17 protein-coding genes are annotated in these 18071 nt (G+C 62.0%); 6 read left to right on the top strand and 11 right to left on the bottom strand.

Annotated elements, in window-relative coordinates:
• Window positions 1-192: 192 nt before the first annotated feature.
• Window positions 193-1632, top strand: coding sequence for a TolC family outer membrane protein (locus H0Z09_RS04580; RefSeq protein WP_186687837.1), 1440 nt, complete (start codon window positions 193-195; stop codon window positions 1630-1632).
• A 121-nt stretch (window positions 1633-1753) separates the two neighbouring features.
• Here H0Z09_RS04580 and waaA read toward each other — a convergent pair whose 3' ends face one another.
• Both waaA and H0Z09_RS04570 read right to left on the bottom strand, forming a co-directional pair.
• A complete protein-coding gene (gene waaA, locus H0Z09_RS04575) occupies window positions 1754-3031 on the bottom strand; it encodes a lipid IV(A) 3-deoxy-D-manno-octulosonic acid transferase (protein ID WP_186687835.1) in 1278 nt (425 codons plus the stop codon).
• Window positions 3032-3054: 23 nt separating this feature from the next.
• The gene (locus H0Z09_RS04570) at window positions 3055-3945 is read right to left on the bottom strand and encodes a LysR family transcriptional regulator (RefSeq protein WP_186687833.1); all 891 of its coding nucleotides are present in this window, start codon (window positions 3943-3945) and stop codon (window positions 3055-3057) included.
• Window positions 3946-4048: 103 nt separating this feature from the next.
• On the opposite strand from H0Z09_RS04570, the gene H0Z09_RS04565 reads away from it, so the two are divergent.
• The 4 genes from H0Z09_RS04565 to H0Z09_RS04550 are packed head-to-tail and all read left to right on the top strand — an operon-like array spanning window position 4049 to window position 7425.
• Complete coding sequence (locus H0Z09_RS04565) at window positions 4049-4384, top strand: multidrug efflux SMR transporter (RefSeq protein ID WP_057724331.1); 336 nt, start codon at window positions 4049-4051, stop codon at window positions 4382-4384.
• 55 nt (window positions 4385-4439) lie between these two features.
• Entirely contained in the window at window positions 4440-5615 is a 1176-nt protein-coding gene (locus H0Z09_RS04560; RefSeq protein WP_186687831.1) for an FAD-dependent oxidoreductase, read from the top strand.
• The gene (locus H0Z09_RS04555; protein ID WP_186687829.1) at window positions 5612-6424 is read left to right on the top strand and encodes an aldo/keto reductase; all 813 of its coding nucleotides are present in this window, start codon (window positions 5612-5614) and stop codon (window positions 6422-6424) included. Before H0Z09_RS04560 ends, H0Z09_RS04555 begins: the two co-directional genes overlap by 4 nt.
• Window positions 6425-6465: 41 nt before the next feature.
• A complete protein-coding gene (locus tag H0Z09_RS04550; RefSeq protein ID WP_186687826.1) occupies window positions 6466-7425 on the top strand; it encodes a metal ABC transporter ATPase in 960 nt (319 codons plus the stop codon).
• Between the two features lie 137 nt (window positions 7426-7562).
• On the opposite strand, the gene H0Z09_RS04545 is transcribed toward H0Z09_RS04550, so the two are convergent.
• From H0Z09_RS04545 to H0Z09_RS04520, 6 genes are all read right to left on the bottom strand, one after another.
• Window positions 7563-8489, bottom strand: a complete 927-nt coding sequence (locus H0Z09_RS04545) for an NAD-dependent epimerase/dehydratase family protein (RefSeq protein WP_186687823.1) — start codon at window positions 8487-8489, stop codon at window positions 7563-7565.
• On the bottom strand, window positions 8482-9906 hold the full coding sequence (hldE, locus tag H0Z09_RS04540; protein WP_186687820.1) for a bifunctional D-glycero-beta-D-manno-heptose-7-phosphate kinase/D-glycero-beta-D-manno-heptose 1-phosphate adenylyltransferase HldE: 1425 nt from the start codon (window positions 9904-9906) through the stop codon (window positions 8482-8484). Before hldE ends, H0Z09_RS04545 begins: the two co-directional genes overlap by 8 nt.
• 103 nt (window positions 9907-10009) lie before the next feature.
• Window positions 10010-10618, bottom strand: a complete 609-nt coding sequence (gene cysC / locus H0Z09_RS04535) for an adenylyl-sulfate kinase (protein ID WP_186687817.1) — start codon at window positions 10616-10618, stop codon at window positions 10010-10012.
• Entirely contained in the window at window positions 10611-11315 is a 705-nt protein-coding gene (locus tag H0Z09_RS04530) for a sulfotransferase family 2 domain-containing protein (protein WP_186687813.1), read from the bottom strand. The genes cysC and H0Z09_RS04530 overlap by 8 nt, the downstream gene beginning before the upstream one ends.
• A gap of 152 nt (window positions 11316-11467) precedes the next feature.
• Complete coding sequence (gene msbA, locus H0Z09_RS04525) at window positions 11468-13276, bottom strand: lipid A export permease/ATP-binding protein MsbA (protein ID WP_076951823.1); 1809 nt, start codon at window positions 13274-13276, stop codon at window positions 11468-11470.
• A gap of 9 nt (window positions 13277-13285) precedes the next feature.
• The gene (locus H0Z09_RS04520; RefSeq protein WP_186687808.1) at window positions 13286-14464 is read right to left on the bottom strand and encodes an O-antigen ligase family protein; all 1179 of its coding nucleotides are present in this window, start codon (window positions 14462-14464) and stop codon (window positions 13286-13288) included.
• A 110-nt stretch (window positions 14465-14574) separates the two neighbouring features.
• On the opposite strand from H0Z09_RS04520, the gene H0Z09_RS04515 reads away from it, so the two are divergent.
• Entirely contained in the window at window positions 14575-15180 is a 606-nt protein-coding gene (locus tag H0Z09_RS04515; RefSeq protein WP_076951821.1) for a toluene tolerance protein, read from the top strand.
• On the opposite strand, the gene H0Z09_RS04510 is transcribed toward H0Z09_RS04515, so the two are convergent.
• The 3 genes from H0Z09_RS04510 to H0Z09_RS04500 are packed head-to-tail and all read right to left on the bottom strand — an operon-like array spanning window position 15169 to window position 18070.
• Window positions 15169-16254, bottom strand: coding sequence for a glycosyltransferase (locus tag H0Z09_RS04510; protein WP_186687806.1), 1086 nt, complete (start codon window positions 16252-16254; stop codon window positions 15169-15171). The genes H0Z09_RS04515 and H0Z09_RS04510 overlap by 12 nt on opposite strands.
• Window positions 16255-16300: 46 nt before the next feature.
• Window positions 16301-17062 carry a glycosyltransferase family 2 protein gene (locus H0Z09_RS04505; protein WP_076951819.1) on the bottom strand — a complete coding sequence of 254 codons (762 nt, stop codon included), beginning with the start codon at window positions 17060-17062 and terminating at the stop codon, window positions 16301-16303.
• Between the two features lie 51 nt (window positions 17063-17113).
• A complete protein-coding gene (locus H0Z09_RS04500; RefSeq protein ID WP_186687800.1) occupies window positions 17114-18070 on the bottom strand; it encodes a glycosyltransferase in 957 nt (318 codons plus the stop codon).
• Between the last annotated feature and the right edge of the window lies 1 nt (window position 18071).

The raw sequence follows: 18071 nt of genomic DNA, 5'->3' as shown, positions 1-18071 counted from the left end.
CAGTCTAGACCATGGCGCGGGCAAATTGCCAATAGCGGTGCATTCAGCGTGATGAATGGCGTGATTACAGGATTGTTGCGCGGGATAAGCGCCACTACACTCCCCAGCTGCCTCAAGGCTTGACGCTCTTAATACGTCACCGTAGCCTTGGCCGATAAATTATAGCCGTAATATTAATTCAGGGATCGCCTCATGCTGCGCAAACTCTCACTGGCTGTTGCCGTGTCTTGTGCGACCAACGGACTGGTCTGGGCAGCTGAAGCGCCCTTGTCCGCCAGAACCGACCTGGTCAGCGTCTACCAGGAAGCCGTGGACAACAATGCCGACCTGGCGGCCGCCCGCGCCCAATACGGCGCGCAAAAGGAAGTGGTGCCCCAGGCCCGAGCCGGGCTGCTGCCTAACCTGTCGGGCGGTGCCGATATCAATAACGTGCGCACCCAGATCGACACGCCGGCGGCCACCGCCAACCGCGATGCCCATTCCTGGCGCGCGACCTTGAGCCAGCCGCTGTTCCGCGCCGACCGCTGGTTCCAGTTGCAGGCGGCCGAAGCCACTAACGAGCAGGCCGCGCTGCAACTGTCGGCCACCGAACAGAACCTGATCCTGCAAAGCGCCGAAAGCTACTTCGCCGTGCTGCGCGCCCAGGACAACCTGGCGTCGACCAAGGCCGAAGAAAACGCCTTCAAGCGCCAACTGGACCAATCCAACGAGCGCTTCGACGTGGGCCTGTCGGACAAGACCGACGTGCTGCAATCCCAGGCCAGCTACGACACCGCCCGCGCCAACCGGATCCTGGCGCAGCGTCAGGTGGAAGACGCGTTCGAGGCGCTGATCACCCTGACCAACCGCCAGTACAATTCGATCCAGGGCATCGTGCACACACTGCCCGTATTACCGCCATTGCCGAACGACGCCAAGGCCTGGGTTGAAACCGCCGGCCGCCAGAACCTGAACCTGCTCGCCAGCAACTACGCCGTCACCGCCGCCGAAGAGACCCTCAAGCAGCGCAAGGCCGGGCATGCGCCGACCCTGGACGCCGTGGCGCAGTACGAAAAAGGCGACAACGACGCCCTCGGCTTCAGCAACCCGAATGCCTTCGGCACGCCTTACCGAGGTGACGTGGAACAACGCACCATCGGCCTGCGCTTGAACATCCCGCTCTACAGCGGCGGGCTGACCAGCTCGCAGGTGCGTGAATCCTACTCGCGCCTGGGCCAGACCGAGCAGCAACGCGAAGGCCTGCGCCGCCAGGTGGTGGAAAACACGCGCAACCTGCACCGCGCGGTGAACACTGATGTGGAGCAGGTACAGGCGCGCCGCCAGTCGATCATCTCTAACCAGAGCGCGGTGGAGGCCACGGAAATCGGTTATCAGGTGGGTACGCGCAATATCGTCGACGTGCTCGACTCACAGCGCCAGCTCTATGCCTCGGTGCGCAACTACAACAACAGCCGCTACGACTACATCCTCGATAACCTGCGCCTGAAGCAGGCGGCCGGCACCTTGAACCCAGGGGATTTGCAGGACCTGGCGCGTTACCTCAAGGCCGACTACAACCCGGACCGCGACTTCCTGCCGCCGGACCTGGCCAAGGCCGCCGCCGAGCAACTCAAGGCCCGGCCGAATAACTGATAACACCGAAAATCCCCTGTGGGAGCGGGCTTGCTCGCGAATGCGGAGTTTCAGCCAGTACATCTGGTACTGATACACCGCTTTCGCGAGCAAGCCCGCTCCCACATTTGATTTTGTGTTGTCAGTGGTTGAGCAGCTTGTTCAAACCCTCCAGCAAACGCTTCAAAGCCCCCTGATTGGCCTGCATCACCTTCAGCCCCGCCTGCGCCATCCGGCGTGCATCCTGCGGCAGTTCGAACAGCTGGCGCACGGCTTCGGCCAGCCCCTCGGCGTCATCGATCTGTCGCAACGCCCCGGCTTCGCGCATCATCGCGGTGATCTCAAGGAAGTTGAACACATGTGGCCCCATGATCACGGGCAGGGCCAACGCTGCCGGCTCCAATGGATTATGCCCACCGGTCGCCACCAGGCTACCGCCGACGAAGGCGCTGTCGGCCAAGGCGTAGAGAAACAGCAACTCACCCATGGTATCGCCGAGCAGCACGTTGGTTTGCGTGCTGACAGGCATGCCGCTGGAACGCCGCACCGTGGCAAAGCCTTGCTGCTCACACAGTTCGAACATCGGCCCGAAGCGTTCCTGATGGCGCGGCACCAGAATCAGCAGCGCGTTGGGATAGCTCTCGAGCAATTGGCGATGGGCCGCCAGTACCACTTCATCTTCGCCTTCGTGGGTGCTGGCGGCGATCCAGACCGGCCGCTCGCTGGCGCCCCACTGCGCGCGCAACGCGGCGGCACGCACGGGCAATTGCGGGTCGATGCTCAGGTCGAACTTGATCGAACCGGTGACGTCGACGGTTTCGGGCCGGGCCCCCAGGCTCAGGAAGCGCTGGGCCTCGGTTTGCGTCTGTACGGCGAACAGGCTCATCTGCGCCAGCATCGGCGCGGTCAGCTTGGCGAAACGTGCATAGCCCTTGGCGGAGCGCGCCGACAACCGCGCATTGGCCAGCGCCACGGGAATACCGCGCTGGGCGCAGGCGTGGATATGGTTGGGCCACAGCTCGGTCTCCATGATCACCGCCAGTCTGGGCTGCACGCGATCAAGGAAACGCCTGGCCGCGCACGGCAGGTCATAGGGCAGATAGCAGTGCTGGATGCGCGGCTCATGGGCGAACAAGGCCTGGATGCGCTCGGAACCGGTGGGGGTCATGCAGGTCACGGTGATCGGCAACTGCGGATAGCGCTCGAGCAGCGCGCGCACCATCGGCGCCGCAGCGATGCTTTCGCCCACGGACACCGCATGCACCCAGATTCCGCCTGGCTGCATCGGCGGCAAGCCATAGGAGAAGCGCTCGCCGACGCGCTTGGCATAGGCCGGCGCCTTGCGCGCACGCAGCCACAGACGTAAAGCCACCAGGGGCAGCGCCAGGTAAAACAGACAGCTGTAGAGAGTTCTATTCATGGCGGCGGAGTTTATCGGCTTTTTCAGTCGATCGCCTGCAAGCACTCGGCAAATCGTTTGGCCAGGAACCGCGCGGCAGGCCCCAGATGCTCGTCGCGCCGCCAGACCAGCTCGACCACCAGGGCCGGCGGCGTCCACTCGCTGCGCAATTCGACCATCTGTTGCTGGTAGGTCGGGTACTGCACGATATGCCGGGGCAGCCAGGCCCAGCCCAGGCCACTCATCAACCATTCGGCCAATACGTAGAAACTGTCCGCACGCCACACCAGCGGACTGGCGGCTTCACTGCCGGGGTAGACACTGGTCTGGGTCGACATCAGCAACTGGCGAAACTGCGCCAGGTGCTGGCACGTCACGTACGTTTCCTTGGCCAGCGGGTGGTTGACACCGCATACCGTGACCATCTCCACGCTACCGACCACCCGCCGCTCCAGGGCTTCGGGGATCTGGTCGTGATAGAACAACAGGCCCAGGTCCGCCTTGCGCTCCACCAGCTTGCGCGCCACATCGCCCTGGGCGGCGCTGGATAATTGCACTTCCAGCAGCGGGTACCGCACCGCCAGCGCCTCAAGGCTATCGAGTACCGGCTGGAACAGCATCGCCTCATCCTGGGCCAGGCGCAGGCAAGCCTCTTCGCCACGCGTCAGTGACAGCGCCCGACCATTGAGCCGTTCACACTGGCGCAGCACTTCGCGTGCCTCTTCGAGCAACACGCTGCCGGCTTCGGTCAGCCGAGGCTGGCGGCCGCTGCTGCGCTCGAACAGGCTCACGCCCAGGTCCGCCTCCAGCAGTGCTATCGCATTGCTGACCGCCGATTGAGCCTTGCGCTGCTGGCGCGCCACCGCCGAAAACGAGCGCTGCTCGGCCACGCTGACAAACAAGCGCATCTGCTCCAGATCCCATTGCACACTCATGGCTCAACCTATCTCCGATTCGGATAGGTAATGACTTTACCCCATCTGAAAGAACTCTAGAATGCAGGCCTTATCTGAATGCTTTCACCCCGAGGATTGACCCATGAACGCCGCCTACTGCTACCTGGCTATCGCCATTTGCTCGGAAGTGATCGCCACCGTTTCGATGAAAGCCATCAAGGGCTGGAGCACGCCGATCCCGCTGCTGCTGGTGATCGTCGGCTACGGCATCGCGTTCTGGATGCTGACGCTGGTGGTGCGCACCGTGCCGGTCGGCGTGGCCTACGCGGTGTGGGCCGGGATGGGCATTGTGATGGTGAGCATCGCGGCGCTGTTCATCTACGGGCAGAAGCTGGATATTCCGGCGATGCTGGGCATGGGCCTGATTGTGCTGGGCGTGGTGGTGATCCAATTGTTCTCGAAAACCGCCGGGCACTGACCACCCGTCAACAGGCTGTATACTGCGCCCCTTGTCTTGAACACTGAGGTCGCCCATGCCATCCGTTATTTCCACCGACGTTCTGATTGTCGGCGCCGGGGTTGCCGGCCTCTGGCTGAATGCGCGCCTGCGCTGCCAGGGGTTCTCCACGGTGCTGGTGGAAAGCGCCAGCCTGGGTGGCGGGCAAAGCGTGAAATCCCAGGGCATCATTCACGGCGGTGCGAAATACGCCCTGCACGGCGCGCTCACCGGCGCCTCCGAAGCCATTGCCGACATGCCGCGCCGCTGGCGTGAAGCGCTGGCGGGTCAGGGCGAGTTGGATCTGTCCGGCGTACGTCTACTGTCCGAGGCCCATTACCTGTGGTCGCCCGGTACCCTCGCCGGCAACCTCACCAGCTTCTTTGCCAGCAAGGCCGTGCGCGGCCGTGTCGATCAGGTCAAGGGCGATGACCTGCCCCCGGCGCTGCAAGACCGTCGCTTCAAGGGCAAGGTCTATCGCCTGGCGGAATTGGTCGTCGATGTACCAAGCCTGATCGAACGCCTGGCGCAACTGGCCGGCGATGGTTTGCTCGCCGGGCAGCAGATCGAACCGCTGCGCGAAGGCGACGCGTTGGTGGGCTTGAAGGTGGACGGTCGCGAGATCCGCGCCCAGCGCATCGTGTTGAGTGCCGGCGCAGGCACGGCCGACCTGCTGAGCGCGCTGGGCCTGAGCCAGCCGGCCATGCAAAAGCGTGCGTTGCACATGATCATCGCCAAAGGCCCCGGCCTGAAGCCGCTGTATGCCCACTGCCTGGGCGGCGGCACCAAGCCGCGCATCACCGTCACCACTCACCCTGCGGCCGATGGCAACTGGGTCTGGTACATGGGCGGCGACATTGCCGAAGCCGATGGCGTGGCGCGCACGCCGGAAGAACAGATCGCCACCGCCCAGAAAGAGCTGGCGCAATTGCTGCCGTGGATCGACATGAGCCAGACCCAGTGGGCCACCCTGCGCGTTGACCGCGCCGAGCCGCTGCAGTCGGGCCTCAGCCGCCCCGACAACGCCTTTATCGCTGAACAGGGCCGCTTGTTGGTGGGTTGGCCGACCAAGCTGGCGCTGGCGCCGGATTTCGCCGACCGGGTGATCAACAGCCTGGAACGTGACGGTATCCACCCGAGTGCCAGCGGGCCATTGCCGGACTTGCCAAAACCCGCCCTCGGCGTACCTGTCTGGGAGCAACTGTTGCCATGAGCCTGCCCACCCTGCACGACCTGCATCGCGATTTGGGCAGCACCGGCCTGCGCGTTTCGCCACTGGGCCTGGGCACTGTCAAGCTGGGCCGCGACCAGGGGGTGAAGTACCCCAGCGGTTTCCAGATTCCCGGTGACGACGAAGCCCGCATGCTGCTGCGCCAGGCCCGCGAACTGGGCATCAACCTGATCGATACCGCGCCGGCCTATGGCATGAGCGAGGAACGCCTGGGGCCACTGCTGCGTGGCCAGCGCAAGGATTGGGTGATTGTCAGCAAGGTCGGTGAAGAGTTCGAAGACGGCGTGTCCCGCCACGACTTCAGCGCGGCACACACCCGCCTGTCGATCGAACGCAGCTTGAAACGACTTGAAACTGATTTTATCGACCTGGTGCTGGTGCACTCCGACGGCAACGACCTGCATATCCTTGACGACTGTGAGGTCTACCAGACCCTGGCCGAGTTGAAACAGGAAGGCAAGATCCGCGGCTTCGGCTTTTCCGGCAAGACCGTCGAAGGCGGGCTGAAGGCCCTGGAACAAGGCGACTGCGCGATGGTTACCTATAATTTGAACGAACAGACCGAGAAAGCCGTCATTGAATATGCGGCGGCGCACGGCAAGGGCATCCTGGTGAAAAAAGCCCTGGCCAGCGGTCACGTTTGCCTGGAACCCGGAGTGGATCCAATTCGAGCCAGTTTCATGTTGTTGTTTGCGCAAACGGGCGTCGCCAGTGCTATTGTCGGGACCATTAATCCGCTGCACCTGGCCCATAACGTGGCGACCGCTGCCAAGGTCATCCGTCAACTCTGATGCCGCCGACGCGGCCGACCCCGTCGCAAAAAGGAGCCGACATGCCGCGAACGCTCATAAGAAAGAACCCCAGCAACTTCAAGACACTGCCGCTGCACGTCGAAGCCACCCCGGAAGGCCTGAGTTACCAGAGCGTCGGCATGCCGCTCAATTTTGCCCAGACCCTGCAACGGCGCAAGCCGGTGGACGTCGCCGATCCCGAGCGTTTCGCCCTGGAACTGGCCAATCTCGGGGTGTCGGTGCGCCTGACCCTGCATTGGCAGAACCGCGATTACTGGGTGCTGGTCCGCCAGCGCCGCCAGGACCGTGGCGATGTGGTGCTCAAGCTGATCTCCGGCTATGTGCCTGCCCATGAACTGAACCTGCCGCTGCACACCGCCATCCAGGAAATCGCCGAAGAGTGCCTGCTGGAAACCCCGGAAGGCTGGCTCGGCGGGCGCTTCAACGACACCTGGCTGCCGGCGCCCTACTCCGCTGCGCTGCACTACCGCGAAGCCCTGCCCTTTCGCCTGAGCCCCTTGTCGGGTGCGGCCCGCCCGGTGCGATGCGCCACCACGCAGTTGATTGAACGCCCACGCGCCTATGTGCACCTGCCTACCGCATCGCTGCAATTGATCTACGATCTGCGCCTGGAAGTGCCCAAGGAAGCCAAATCCCTGAGCCTGTTCCATGTGGACGAGCGCCTGGAGGGTGACCAACTGGTCGCGCGCCTGGACCGCCAGCGCCCGGACCTGTACCTGATGCCGCTCAAAGACGGCCAACCCGTGGCCGAGCTGTACACCGTCAAGAAAGACCAGCTGTACCCGGCGAGCACACGGGGTTTGTACCTGGCGGAAAGCTTCGCCCGGCAGGAAGGCTGGCTGGTGCGGGAGGAGCGGATTCGCTGGAAGGATTGGCTGCGCCAGCAAGGCCTGGCAGCGCCGGAGAAGGAATCGAAACTCAAGCGCCTGGCACAGCGGGTGCTGCGCAAGATTGTGCCGAAGAAGAAAGCCAAGGCCTGAAGCCGCTTGCTTATAACCTGACACACCGCGATCCAACTGTGGGAGCGGGCTTGCTCGCGAAGGCGGTCGGTCAGCCAAGTATTCAGTGACTGATACACCGCATTCGCGAGCAAGCCCGCTCCCACATTTAATTGCGTTCAGCCTTTGAGCAAGCGCTCAAGGCCCACCTTCAGGGGGGTAGGCTCGGGCAGCGTAAAGCTGGCAAGCAACCGCTGGTTGTTCGCCCGCGAATGCCGGATATCCCCAGAGCGCGCCGGCCCATAAGTCACCGCCGGCAACGTACCGACTATTTCTTCCAACGCCTGCAGCACCTGCTTGAGCGTGGTGGTACGGTTCCAGCCTACATTGATTGCGCCCACTGGCGCCGCTGGCGCTTCAATAGCCTGCACCAACACATCCACCAGATCTTCAACGTACATGAAATCACGGGTTTGCTCGCCATCGCCAAACACGGCAATCGGCACGCCCTGCTGCGCGCGCTCGCTGAAGATACTGATCACGCCGGAATACGGCGATGAGGGATCCTGGCGCGGCCCGAAGATATTGAAGAAGCGGAAGACCACCGGCTCCAGGCCATGCTGGCGGCGGTAGAAGTCGAAGTAATACTCACCGGCCAATTTGTCGGATGCATAAGGCGTCAACGGTGCCTTGACGGTCTCTTCATCAATCGAAGCGCCTTCGCCATTGTTGCCATACACCGCTGCGCTGGAGGCGTACACCACGCGTTTGACACCGGCCTTGCGCATGGCTTCGCAGACATTCAAGGTGCCCACGAAATTGCTCAGGTGCGTGCTGACCGGGTCATCCACCGAGGCCTGTACCGAAGCCACCGCCGCCAGATGCACCACCGCCGTTGCACCGACGGCGGCACGGGCCACCAGTGCCGCATCGGCCACATCACCTTCCAGCAGCTCGACGCGCGGGTTGTCCAACGCCAGGTTGCCGCGCTTGCCGGTGGACAGGTTATCCAGCACCCGTACGCCGTAGTCCTTGGCGAGTAGCGCATCGACCAGGTGCGAGCCGATAAAGCCCGCGCCGCCAGTGATCAGCACCCATTTACTCATGGTTGCGGATCTTCTCGACGATGGCGGTGGTCGAGCTGTTCTCGACCAGACCCAAGACTTTGACCTTGCCGCCGTAGGCGCTGACGATGTCCGCGCCGACGACCTGGTCGACGGAATAATCGCCACCCTTGACCAGCACGTCCGGCTTGACCTGGGCCAGCAGGTTTTCCGGGGTCGCTTCAGAAAAGCTGATCACCCAGTCCACCGCGCCCAGACCCGCCAGCACCGCCATGCGCCGGTCGACACTGTTGATGGGGCGGCCGGGGCCTTTCAAGCGGCTGACCGACGCGTCGTCGTTGACCGCCACGATCAGGCGATCGCCCTGGGCGCTGGCCTGCTCCAGATACGTCACGTGGCCGGCGTGCAGGATGTCGAAGCAGCCGTTGGTAAACACAATGCTTTCACCATGGGCGCGGGCATCGTCAATCGCCAGCAGCAATTGCTCGATGGTCAGCACGCCGCGCTCCGAGCCTTCGGAGCGTTGGATCGCACGGCGCAGCTCGGGCGCGCTGATGGCCGCGGTCCCCAGCTTGCCCACCACGATGCCCGCCGCCAGGTTGGCCAGGGCCACGGCGTGGGGCAGTTCTTCGCCGGCCGCAATCGAAGCGGCCAGGGTGGAAATCACGGTATCACCGGCGCCGGTGACGTCGAACACTTCGCGCGCGCGTGCCGGCAGGTGCATCGCCGGGTGGCCAGGGCGCAGCAGGGTCATGCCGTGTTCGCCACGGGTTACCAGCAAGGCGCCGAGGTCGAGGTCGGCCATCAGCGCGGCGCCCTTGGTCACCAGTTCGTGCTCATCGGCGCAACCGCCGACGATGGCTTCGAACTCGCTGAGATTCGGCGTGATCAGGCTGGCGCCGCGATAAATCGAGAAGTCCTTGCCCTTGGGATCGGCCAATACCGGAATGTTGCGAGCCTTGGCGGCCTGGATCAGCATCTGGTGATTCTTTAAGGCGCCTTTGCCGTAGTCGGACAACACCAGCACCTTGACGCCTTCGAGCAACTCGTCGACCTGACCGCTGAGGGCCAGGGCGTCGGTGGCGAAGGGTTCTTCGAAATCGATACGCAGCAATTGCTGGTGACGGCTCATGACCCGCAGCTTGACGATGGTCGGCTGATGGGCAATGCGCTGGAACAGCGCGCGCACGCCGGCACCGCGCAGGCTGTTGGCCAGGCTGTCGGCGGCTTCGTCGTCGCCGGTCACGCCGACCAGTGAGGCCGGGGCGCCAAGGGCGGCAATATTGAGGGCAACGTTGGCAGCGCCACCTGGACGGTCTTCGATTTGCTCGACCTTGACTACCGGTACCGGCGCCTCAGGGGAAATCCGTGAGGTACCACCATGCCAGTAACGGTCGAGCATGACATCGCCGACCACCAAGACAGGGGCTTGATCGAATCGCGGCATGGACAACTTCATGGAGCAACCCACATACAAAATGAACAGGGGCGCGATATTAGCACAGGGTGAGCGCCGCCTAGTTCGAGAGCTTTATCCGGGATGCATCAGACGAAAAATCTGCTCATTTTTTGAACAGAGCCCCCAGGACATGCGCCACTGCATCCGCCAGCTCCACCTCATCGGTGTTGATCACGCAATCGGCTGCAAGCGGCGCCTGGTAGGGGCTGTCGAGCCCGGTGAAGGCCTTGATGCGTCCGTCCAGCGCCGCGCGGTACAAGCCCTTGGGATCGCGCCGCGCACACACATCAAACGGGGTGCTGATGTAAACCTCAAGAAACTGTCCTTCAGCGAACAGTGCCTTGGCCGTCGCGCGGTCGGCGCTGAACGGAGAAATCGCCGAGACGATCACGATCAATCCCGCGTCGACCATTAGCCGCGCCACTTCGCCGATACGCCGGATGTTTTCCTTGCGTGCCGCATCGCTCATGCCCAGGTCGTTGCACAACCCTGTGCGCACGTTATCGCCATCGAGCACGAAGGTGTGCCGGCCCTGCTCATTGAGCTGCACTTCCAGTGCATTGGCCAGGGTCGACTTGCCGGACCCGGACAACCCCGTCAGCCACAGGCAGCAAGGCTGCTGGTGCTTGAGCGCCGCCCGCGCGGCCACGGGCAGCGATAGGGCAAAGGGCCGAATGGACGCGCCAGCCTGGGAGAGCGACGGATTATTCATAACCCAGGACCTCGTAGTCACGCTGATAGGCACGCCGGACCAGGCGACGCGTACGCAGGGTGCAGAAGTTTCTGACCGGCTCGCTGCGCCGCCCGAGTGAAACGTTGAGATGGGGCAGCGACGACGTCACGCCGAGGCGTTCGCACAACCGTGCGAAGTCTTGCGCCAGGGATTCCTGGCGGCCCAGGAAATCCATGGCCATGGCGCCCATGTGATCAACCAGGAAGTCGGTCTGGGGAGCAAAGTGCAGCTGGCGGCGCAGGTTGTCCGAGTGCAACCAGCCGGCGACGAAATGATCGAAGTCGCGGTAGCTGCACACCAATGCCTGGGCGTGCAGGTCGCGGGCGCCCATATTGTTGCTGCGCAAGTAGGTATAGGCCGAGTAAGCTCGCTCCAGCGGGTCACGCACGAAGGCAAACTTGAAGCTGCGTGCGCAGTGTTCGGGAAATTGCTGCTGATACCAGTAATACGGCAGGTGGCCCGGCCAGCGCCCATCGAGCAACGCCGCGCAGACGCTGCTGCCAGCGCATTTTGGCACGTGAATAAATACGCATTGGTGCCGTTCGAACGCGCGGGGAAGCGCGATCACGCCAGACAGGGATTTATTCACCGCCTGGCGATCCACCACGGGCAATCGCCCCAGCAGAAACACCCGCTGGGGTTTGGGAAGGAGTTTCCAGAACAGACGTTGCAGCATTCCATTACCCACGCAAGAAGGTTAGCCCTCTCGTTCGTCATTCGAATCGAGAAGGCCAACATAACAAACGCCAGGCTGGGAATTATTTGGCTTTGGTCAAGCCTGTAAGGGGCTTGATACAAAATCCGGGGCGCTTTGCGCGCCCCGGCCCATCAGGTGATGTTGGCCGTTACTGGCTCATCGAGGCCCATGGCGTGCAGGCGCGAGTAATAGCCGCCCATGGCCAGCAGTTGCACGTGTGTACCACGCTCGACAATTTCACCGTGGTCCATCACCAGAATCATGTCGGCTTTCTCGATGGTCGACAGTCGGTGCGCGATCACCAAGGTGGTGCGGCCCTTCATGACTTTGTCCAGCGCGGCCTGGATATGACGCTCGGACTCGGTGTCGAGCGCCGAAGTCGCTTCATCCAGGATCAGCAGCGGGGCATTCTTGAGCAGTGCACGGGCAATGGCCAAGCGCTGGCGCTGGCCGCCGGACAGCAGCACGCCGTTTTCACCGACTTCAGTGTCCAGGCCATGGGGCAGTTCGGCGATGAAGTCCATGGCGTAGGCATCGGTGGCGGCTTTTTCGATGTCGGCGCGCGGGGCATCCGCCAGGTCGCCGTAGGCGATGTTGTTGGCCACGGTGTCGTTGAACAGCGTGACGTGCTGCGTGACCTGGGCCACATGCCGGCGCAGGTTGCGCAGGCGGTAGTCTTCGATCTCCACTTCATCGAGCAGGATGTCGCCAGTTTCGTGATGGTAAAAACGCGGGATCAGGCTGGCCAGCGTGGACTTGCCGCTGCCTGAGCGCCCGACCAGGGCGATCATCTGCCCAGGCTCGGCCGTGAAGCTGATGTTCTTCAGCACTTCGCGTTCGGTACCCGGATAGGTGAAGCTCAGGTTGCGCACATCCAGGCGACCGCTGACGCGATCACGCTCCACGGTGCCACTGTCGACTTCCGGCTCTTCATCCAACTGCTCGAAGATGCTCTCGGCACCGGCGACGCCTTTCTGGATCGTCGAGCTGACTTCCGACAACTGGCGGATCGGCTTTGGCAACAGGCCCGCGGCGGTGATGTAGGCCACCAGGTCGCCCGCCGTCGCGTCTCCGCGCAAAAACAGCACCAGGAACATCAGGGCGGCCATTGCGGTGTAGATCACCAACTGCAGCATTGGCGTGTAAACCGCACCGGTCTTGGTCATGCGCATCTGTTTTTCGGTGTTGCTCTGGCTGGCGGCGGCGAAACGGCGTTCCTCGTAGCTTTCGCCGCCGAAGCTGCGCACCACGCGGTAACCCTGGATCGTTTCCGAGGCCACGTGGGTGACGTCGCCCATTGCCACCTGGATCTTCTTGCTCTGCTTGCGGAATTTCTTGCTGGTGCTGCCAACCATCACGGCGATCAGCGGCAGGATGGCCAGCATCACCAGGGTCAGCTTCCAATTCATCCACAGCAAGTAGCCGAACAGGAACACCACCGTCAGGCCTTCGCGGATCACGACCTTGATCGCATCCGTGGCGGCGCCGGTGACCATGGTCACGTTGAAAGTGATGCGGGAAATCAGGTGCCCGGAATTGTGCGTGTCGAAATAACGGTTGGGCAGTACTAGCAGCTTGTTGAACAACTGCACGCGCAGATCATGCACCAGGCCCAAGGAAACCTTGGCCAGGTAGTAGTTGCCCAGGAACGAGCCGAGGCCCTGCCACGCGGCGATCAGGATGATCAGCAGCGGCACGGCCATCAGCAGCTTCAGGTCCTTGAACAACGGTATGTTGGGCAGGAACACCACGTCGGGGTTGCTCAAGCCATCCACGAAGTACTTGAGGATCCCGGCGAGCATCGGCTGGGTGGAAGCAAAGATCACGAAGCCCACGATACTCAGCATGAACATGCCGATGTAAGGTTTCACATAGCCCAGCAGCCTCAAATAAATTTTAAGGCTGGATTCCTGGTCCGCTTTGGGCGGTGCGTCACTCATGTGTCGAGCTCACTGATTGGGTAGGACGCGAACTTTATCACATGCGTCGGGGTTGGCCCGAGCCCAGACCAAGACACTGGCCAGCGCAATCGGCAGCCACGAGATAAACCACTCGGCCCGAGGGGTGCCCGTGAGGCTGGCCGCGTCGAACTGCATGGCCAGGAACGAAAACACCCACATACCGATGATGCCCTTGCCGTAGAGCGTGTCGCGGGCCTTCCAGGCTTGCCACAACACGCCGAACCACAGCCCGCACCACAACAGCAGGCCGGGCAGGCCCAGCTCGATCGCGACGTGGGAGAACAGGTTGTGGGCGTGGTCGAAATAAATGCCGTCGGCAAACACCTTGTAGTCGCCACCCAGGCCCAAGCCGGTCCACGGGCGCTCGGAAATCATCTGGACGGCCGCCATGAAGATCTGCGGTCGGTAAGAGACACCCCGAGACATGACCAGCGATTGCATGGCGAAGAACACCGCCAGCGCGGCAATCACCGCCCCGATTGAAATCACCGCGGTACGGCGGTCACGACACCAGGCCGGCATCGCCACGACAGTCAACAGCAAGGCCAGCGCGGCACCGCGGCTTTGGCTGAGCACCACAAAGAGCCCGAGCAGCGCGATTGACACTGCCCACGCCACCTGCATCCAGCGCCCACGCGGCAGCCAGTGCAGCAACCAGACGGCGGCCAGGCCAATCACATAGGCGCCCAGGATCGGATGGGACAACTGCCCCAAGCCCTCGATGCGCGCATACCAGACGTTATGTTCAAGGCCATAGAACTTGATGATCGTCACCAGCGAAGACAGGGCCAGGCCGAAACCACCCCACTGCATCACACGGATGACTTGCTCGGTGCGCCCGCAAGCAAACACAGGAAAAAACAGCAGGAACACGCCGATATACAGCAGGCGCTTGGCCTCGCGCGACGGGTCTTGGGCGTTGGTCCACAGCAGGCTGATTGCGCCCCAGATGGCCAACGCCGCCACCATCAGGCAGATCCAGCGCTGCTCACGCCAGACTTCCTTGAGGCGTTCACGGGCCGACCAGGCAAACACCATGGCCGGCAACCACAGAAACAGGGTCAAGCCTTGTTGATAAATCTTGTTGGTCGGCGCGAAGGCAATTGCCAGCAAAAACCAAAGTAACCCGAAAATCATCCATACCTGCGCCCAACGACTTGCTTGCATCACCCGCTCCTGAATACGTGCAACCTGCCAACCCGGCATGGTTAAAACCCAAAACTTTCGGCATTATTACCGATCACTGTGCCCGCGACTCCCCACAAGGCTTTCCGACGATGCAATGTTCAAGGCTTCCCCAAGCCGATTTAAACGCGATGATTGAAGGTGCCCGAATCCTCGAAAAGGACAGCTACGGCCCCAAAGTCTACCTGCTGGCCGACGGGAATATCCTCAAACTGTTTCGCCGCAAGCGCCTGTTCTCCTCGGCGCTGTTTCGCCCCTACTCCAAGCGTTTCATCGACAACGTGGCGCAACTGCAACAGCGCGGCATCCCCACCTTGACCGTCCTCGCGTTCTTTCAACTGGCTGCACCCGGCATGACTGCCGTGCTGTATCGCCCGCTGCCGGGCGAGACGCTGCGCCAGATTTCCAACCAGGAAGGCTTTGACTGGTTATCGAACCTCGACCCGCTGGTGGCGCTGATCCGCCGCCTGCATGGCGCGGGAATTTACTTCCGCTCCCTGCACCTGGGCAATATCGTTGTCACACCTGATAACGAAATGGGGCTGATTGACGTCGCGGACATGCGCTTTTTGCGCGCACCGCTTAACCCGGAGCTCGCACGGCGTAACTTGCAACATTTCGCACGTTATATTGCGCGCGAGAAGCTGAACGAACGCTTTCCAATGCAAGCACTGGAGCAAGCGCTGCTAGCGGCATGAAAACAGGCGCTGGGAGGTTTCGCTGAAGTCCTTCCAGGCTTGCTCCGGCGCCAATGCACGTGACTGAGCCTCGAGCACGCCCTCGACAGACGTGGCGAACGCACGCTCCATCAGACGACCCCAAGCCTGCGCATCATCGGAAGGGGCGTACCAGCCGGCGTCCGCCAACTGCTCGCGGAACACGGCCAATTCGCTGGTCAGCACCGGAACCCCGGCCATTACCGCCTCTTGCAGGATCAACCCCAAACCTTCTTGCGTCGACGGAATGGCCACCCAATCAAAAGCCCGGTACAGCGTCGCCGCGTCCGGCAGATGACCCGGCAGCGAAACTTTGTCCTGCAAGCCAAGCTGTGCGATACGCGCCTCAAGCGCAGGCCGCGCGTCTCCTTCGCCGATAATGACCAGGCGCGCGTCCGGTTGATCCGCCGACACAGCGGCGAACGCGTCCAGCAAACAACCAAACCCCTTGCCGTCGACCAATCGGCCAACCGCCCCGAGCACGGGCGAGCCTTCCAACGGCAGGCCCAGGCGAGCGCGCGCCTGCGCCCGGGATAGCGCGGCGGCACGAAACGCCACCGGGTCAAACGCACTGCGCAGCACCGTCACGGGCCGTTGCAGGAAACGCTCGATCGAGTGAGCCAAGGTTTGCGACACGGCCGCCAGGGTCAGTTGCGCCGCCGGAAACTGCGCAAACAGCTTCTGGTCCGCCCGGCGCATGCGTGTGACGCCATGAAACACAACCACGGCGCGCACATGTGGCAAGTGCTTGAGCACCGGCAACATCACCCGGGCCACGCCTACGCCGTCGAGTAAGACAACTTCAAGATCGTCCGGCAACGCCTTCTGGAAACGCGCGCGCATCCAGGGCATCAATAACTTCCAAAGATGCCTGCCCTTGAGTCGGGCGGAAGAGAGGTTCCACTCCACTGCCGGCTCACTCTCCTGTGAGCGACCTTGAAGCAACCAAGTAGTGATCGGTGCACGGCAAACCGCGTGGGAAAGTATCTGCTGGTGGACCTTCTGCACTGAGGCGAATGCAGAACCACCGGCCCACATGATATTGAGGATACTCATCGAAAAAATGACCTTTTGCGGCGTTGTGAAGGCTTGTCGTAGTTACTTAATGGATCAGCCAGCCTATACCGACACCCAGTACCAGCATGGCCGCCAGCTTGATCCGCTCTCGCCGCTTGCGCCGCGCCTTGGTCAAGCGCTCTTCCGCCGTCGCCACATGCAAACCGAAACCGGTATGCAAAACCGCATCGCCTTCCAGAGTCACGGCCGCCAGGTTCAGCTGCGCGTAACGCTTGGATAACCCCTTCTCTCCTCCGAACCCGGCATAGGGCGCGCACAAGCGATATTCCTTGATGCGTCGCAACCCGGGGTTCAGCGAAAACCCCTGCCACTCAGGCTTGTCGGACAGCAGGGGATAACACGGCACCCCGCCAATCACTTCACGCGGCCCCAAATGGATATAGGGGCTGTGCACCTGCAAGTCATAAACATAGTTGCGCAGCCACACCTGCAAAATATCGGGCCGCTGCTCCAGCACCGTCTTGGAGTCCTCGACAAAGCCCGGTCGATAAAACGCCCAGTCATCCTCGCAATGGAATATGTAGGGGGTCTTGACCGACTCGTAAGCCAGGTCGATGGACGCCAACTGCCCAAGTTTCGGGCGGTTGATCAGGAAAGTGCAATGACTGTGCCAGTGCTCCGGAACCGCATGGCGCACGGCGTCGTCGCCGGAGTCTTCGGTAATGAAGACTTCACGTATCGCCGCCGTATTGAACAGATCGAAGCTCTCGAGCGTGCGTTTCAACAAATCGAAGCGACCGCAACTGGTCACCACGAGCGTTATGTCGCTTTGATCGGAGAATTGCATTAACGCCTCGATAATATCATATAGCCATCATTTGTGGCCATTTGGCCCGTATCAAACGCCCAACTTCAGACGCAACCTTTCCAACACGTTCAAGGGAGCACGGGGCCGCAGCGGCGCCTCGAGGGCTTCGACAATGCGCTGGCCGATACGCGCAAAGCTGAACTGGCTGACTGCCAGCGCTTGCCCACTACGCGCGATATCTGCTGCCAGTTGCGGGTTGGACCGCAGCACGGCGAGTTTTTCCTGCAACTGCGGGATGTCCTTGTAGAACACCACATTGACCATGTCCTCGAACCCCAAGGCCGCGTTTTCCTCGGCCCCCTGATCGAACGCCAGCAATACACAGCCACACGCCATGGCTTCAAAGTTCTTGATCATGTACTCGCCCATGCCCACATCGGCGCTGACAAAAAAGCGAATCCGGTTGAGGGTCGCACAATATTCCTCACCGGATTTGGTGCGCGTCACCACCAAAGGTTCAACCCGTGCCAGCTCATCGAGCAATGCCTTGCGACCACTATAGGCCACGCTGTTGGTACTGCCGACAAACGCCAGTTCGATATCCCGCTCACGGTCCTGGGGCTGCAACAGGGACTGGTCATAGCCTTTGGGCACGAATACCGCATCAAAGCCTTCGGCGCGCAGGCGTTCGGTCACCATGAAGCCCGAGCTGATTACCCGCGCCCAGGGCAGCCGACGGTAATGGGCGCTGAACTTGCCGGTGTATTTGCAGGGAATGTAGTTCTGGTAAGCGTCGTGCTCGAGAATCACCAGGTTCGGCAGGGTGCGGATAAACCCGGCCTGGCGGATCTCTTGCTTAAAGCGCAGGAAAAACACAATGCGCTCGTAACGGGTCACGTCGACCTCGCGCCGGAAGTAACCGCGCAGGTTGCGCTGCTCATCGCTGCTCAACCAACGAATGTCACAGTCGCAGTGTTCGGCCACACCTTCGTACAAGCGATCCAGAATAGCGCGCTGTTCTTTCTGCACTAGAAACAAGACTTTCATT

This window comes from Pseudomonas sp. SWRI18, from assembly GCF_014268345.1.
GTDB classification, from domain to species: domain Bacteria; phylum Pseudomonadota; class Gammaproteobacteria; order Pseudomonadales; family Pseudomonadaceae; genus Aquipseudomonas; species Aquipseudomonas cedrina.
The sequence above is the reverse complement of the archived record's forward strand: the minus strand, read 5'-3'. Positions and strand labels throughout refer to the sequence as shown.